At 57.0% G+C, this 2,817-nt stretch carries 6 protein-coding genes; 5 read left to right on the top strand and 1 reads right to left on the bottom strand.

Translation table 11 applies throughout. The features are described from left to right. On the bottom strand, nt 1-226 hold a 226-nt coding region (locus tag HX869_RS29950; RefSeq protein WP_178904090.1), incomplete at its 3' end, for a DUF6124 family protein. A gap of 644 nt (nt 227-870) precedes the next feature. Between HX869_RS29950 and HX869_RS29940 the strand changes: the two genes are divergently transcribed. From HX869_RS29940 to HX869_RS29920, 5 genes are all read left to right on the top strand, one after another. After that, the gene (locus tag HX869_RS29940; RefSeq protein WP_008439032.1) at nt 871-1,173 is read left to right on the top strand and encodes a type II toxin-antitoxin system RelE/ParE family toxin; all 303 of its coding nucleotides are present in this window, start codon (nt 871-873) and stop codon (nt 1,171-1,173) included. A 3-nt stretch (nt 1,174-1,176) separates the two neighbouring features. Then, entirely contained in the window at nt 1,177-1,464 is a 288-nt protein-coding gene (locus tag HX869_RS29935) for an addiction module antidote protein (RefSeq protein WP_008439033.1), read from the top strand. A 97-nt stretch (nt 1,465-1,561) separates the two neighbouring features. Continuing rightward, nucleotides 1,562-1,957 carry a DUF2946 domain-containing protein gene (locus tag HX869_RS29930; RefSeq protein ID WP_178904089.1) on the top strand — a complete coding sequence of 132 codons (396 nt, stop codon included), beginning with the start codon at nt 1,562-1,564 and terminating at the stop codon, nt 1,955-1,957. Nucleotides 1,958-2,003: 46 nt separating this feature from the next. Then, nucleotides 2,004-2,486 (top strand): copper chaperone PCu(A)C, encoded by a 483-nt coding sequence (locus tag HX869_RS29925; RefSeq protein WP_076017993.1) that lies wholly within the window; start codon nt 2,004-2,006, stop codon nt 2,484-2,486. A 64-nt stretch (nt 2,487-2,550) separates the two neighbouring features. Next, nucleotides 2,551-2,817: DUF2946 domain-containing protein (locus tag HX869_RS29920; RefSeq protein WP_256736803.1), on the top strand; the 267-nt coding region annotated here is incomplete at its 3' end.

Genomic DNA, 2,817 nt, shown 5'->3' with positions numbered 1-2,817 from the left:
CGGCTGCATCGTGCACCCGATCAGCCAGTAACTCCGCCAGCTCGATCAACTGAGCGACGCCCAACAACTCCTCTCGCTTCGATCCTTCCAGGCTAAACGCCAAGTCGCAACTCAGCGCGTTGGCCGAGGCGAGTGTTTCAATGAGGTTGACCAACAGGTCTTCGGTGCTGATTCCGTCGGCTACGGTGAACAGCCGAAAAGGGGGATTGGGGGTAGGTTTAATCATTGTGAAGCTCCGGAGAAGTACAAAGGAGCTACCACTGATCGCCGCGATGCGATGGGGGTGGTAGCTGAACGCGGGTTCGCGGACCGGCTCTCCAGAACACCGGCATACCCGAAGGTATCCCGCGCACAGCCACCATAGCGCCGCACAGTAGACGATAAAAAAGCGCCAACTGAAAGGACACGATGACGCTTTTGCGTCTGAAGAAATCCGGGCCGCGACGCCCGACCACTGAGTTTGCAGTGGTGTTCGGAGACTAGAGATTGAGTTTCCTAGAGACAACCGCCAATCACTGTCGGAAATTTCTGTGGAGGGCCTCCACATTCGAATCGAACACAATCCAAACTGTGGGAGCTGGCTTGCCTGCGATAGCATCACCTCGTTCCAGCAGGAAGACCGAGTCGCCTGTATCGCAAGGTGCAATGACCTCGTAGGAAAGCGCCTCAATCATCGACATCCTTTTGACAACCTCGCTTTAAAAACTGATTCGCCTTACACCCCCCTCCGAACCAGCCGGCTGGTTCAGCCAAAAGCCCTCGCCCTAAGCTCCCCTCCCGCAGTTTTGCACCAGAGTCTGCGATGGGGATGCACTGCTTTTGCGGAGCATCGTGACTTGTCATTCTGTATCCCAAGGAATACGATCCAAGATGATTCACTTCAAGAAATCCAAGCATTTCCTGGAGTGGCTTGATTCGTTAAACAATAAACCGGCCCGTGCACGCGTACTGGCAAGGTTGAATAACGCACAATCAGGCAACTTCGGAGACTGTGAGACAGTAGGAAATGGCGTTTCGGAAATGCGCATCCACTACGGTCCTGGATACCGGGTTTATTTCACTCGTAGAGAGGAGGTGGTTTACCTGTTGTTGATAGGCGGCGATAAATCAACGCAGAAACGCGATATCCAGCGCGCTAAGCAAATTGCAGCAGACTTTGAAAAAAAGGAGTAAGCCATGACTGAATTTACAGACTTCGACATAGCGGAACACCTCAAGACTCCTGAAGATATGGCCGAGTATCTTGAAGCGTGCTTCGAGGAGGATGCCGGTGACGGACTGCTTATTCGTTCAGCCCTCAACAACATCGCCCGCGCCCAAGGCATGACTCAAGTAGCCCGCGACGCAGGCCTCGGACGCGAAAGTTTATATAAAGCCCTCTCCAGCACTGGCAATCCCGAGTTCGCGACTATCATGAAGGTCATGAAAGCGCTCGGCCTGAAGCTGCACGCCACAGCTGGTTGATAGCACTGCGACACCAAACCACACCGCCCCTTTTTACTTATCCTCCCCGATCAGGCTAAATACCCACCTGATCGCTTAACCCTACGGATTGTCCGCCATGGCCCGTCAACGCTTTGCAATTGCCTGGATAGCCTGCCTTGCAGTGCTGTTCAATGCGTTTGCCATGCCGCTGGCGGGTGCGATGCAGCAGGCGGATGACCCGGTCAAGCAACTGCTTTGGGGCGGTTTCTGCTCCTCCAATGCCAACAAGCTGACGGCCATTGCCCTGGGCAAGCTGGAGATTCCGGCGCCGCAGCAAGACGATCACTCCACCATGCAGCATTGCTGGTGCTGCTCGGGCTCGGCGCCATTAGTGGCGTTGCCGGGGCATTCACCAACACTGTATTTCGCAAGATTCGACGCGGTGCAAGACCTGCCGCCGCCGTCATTGCAATCCCCCACCCCGCGCCAGCAATGGCCGAGCCTTAACCCCCGCGCCTCTCCAACGGTCTGATTTCTTCGCAAGTGAACTGCGTTTAGAACCGTTCTGGAGAACTGCCATGCTCAAATCTTCCCTGCTTCTGGCTGCGTTGTTGCTGCCGGTGTGTGCTGCTGCCAATGCCGAAGACTTCAAGGTCGGCGAACTGGTGGTCAGCGAACCCTGGTCCCAGGAACTGCCGCCCAATGCGCCGACCGTCGCGGCGTATTTCGTGATTCATAACCAGGGCGAGCATGCGGATCGCTTGCTCAGCGTCGACACGCCCGTGGCCGCCAAGGCCGAACTGCATGAGCATGTGATGCAGGGCGATCTGATGAAGATGCAGCAGGTGACCAGCGTCGCGGTGCCGGCCAAAGGAGACCTGACGTTCGCGCCCATGGCCTACCACGTGATGCTGCTGGACCTGAAGGACCGCAGCGTTTTGCGCGACGGCCAGCATTTCCCGCTGACCCTGAACTTTGAAAAGGCCGGGCCAGTGAAGGTGGAAGTGTCAGTGCAGAAGCAGCCGCCCATGGCCGGCCACGAACACATGCACGCCCAATAGATAAACCTCGATGGGCGCCCCACGCGCCAGGTTGTCCCCGCACCGCCGTAAGCCTGTAGGCCTTATGCGCGGCAGCTGGATCAGCCTGTTCGCCATGCTGATGATCTTTATCGGTCCGCTGATTTCCCAAGCGATGCCGATGGATCATCACGCCGGCATGTCGATGGAAATGTCCATGGACGCGCCGAGCTGCCATGGCGACGCCAAGCCTGCGACCGATCACCACAAAGCACCCGACGAACACCACGTGCTCTGGGAAAAGTGCGGCTATTGCAGCCTGCTCTTCAGTTGCCCGGCGCTGCCTGGCAGCGTGTCGTTTGTCACCCTCGGC

Source organism: Pseudomonas sp. P7779 (assembly GCF_013386315.1).
Taxonomy (GTDB): domain Bacteria; phylum Pseudomonadota; class Gammaproteobacteria; order Pseudomonadales; family Pseudomonadaceae; genus Aquipseudomonas.
The sequence above is the reverse complement of the archived record's forward strand: the minus strand, read 5'-3'. Positions and strand labels throughout refer to the sequence as shown.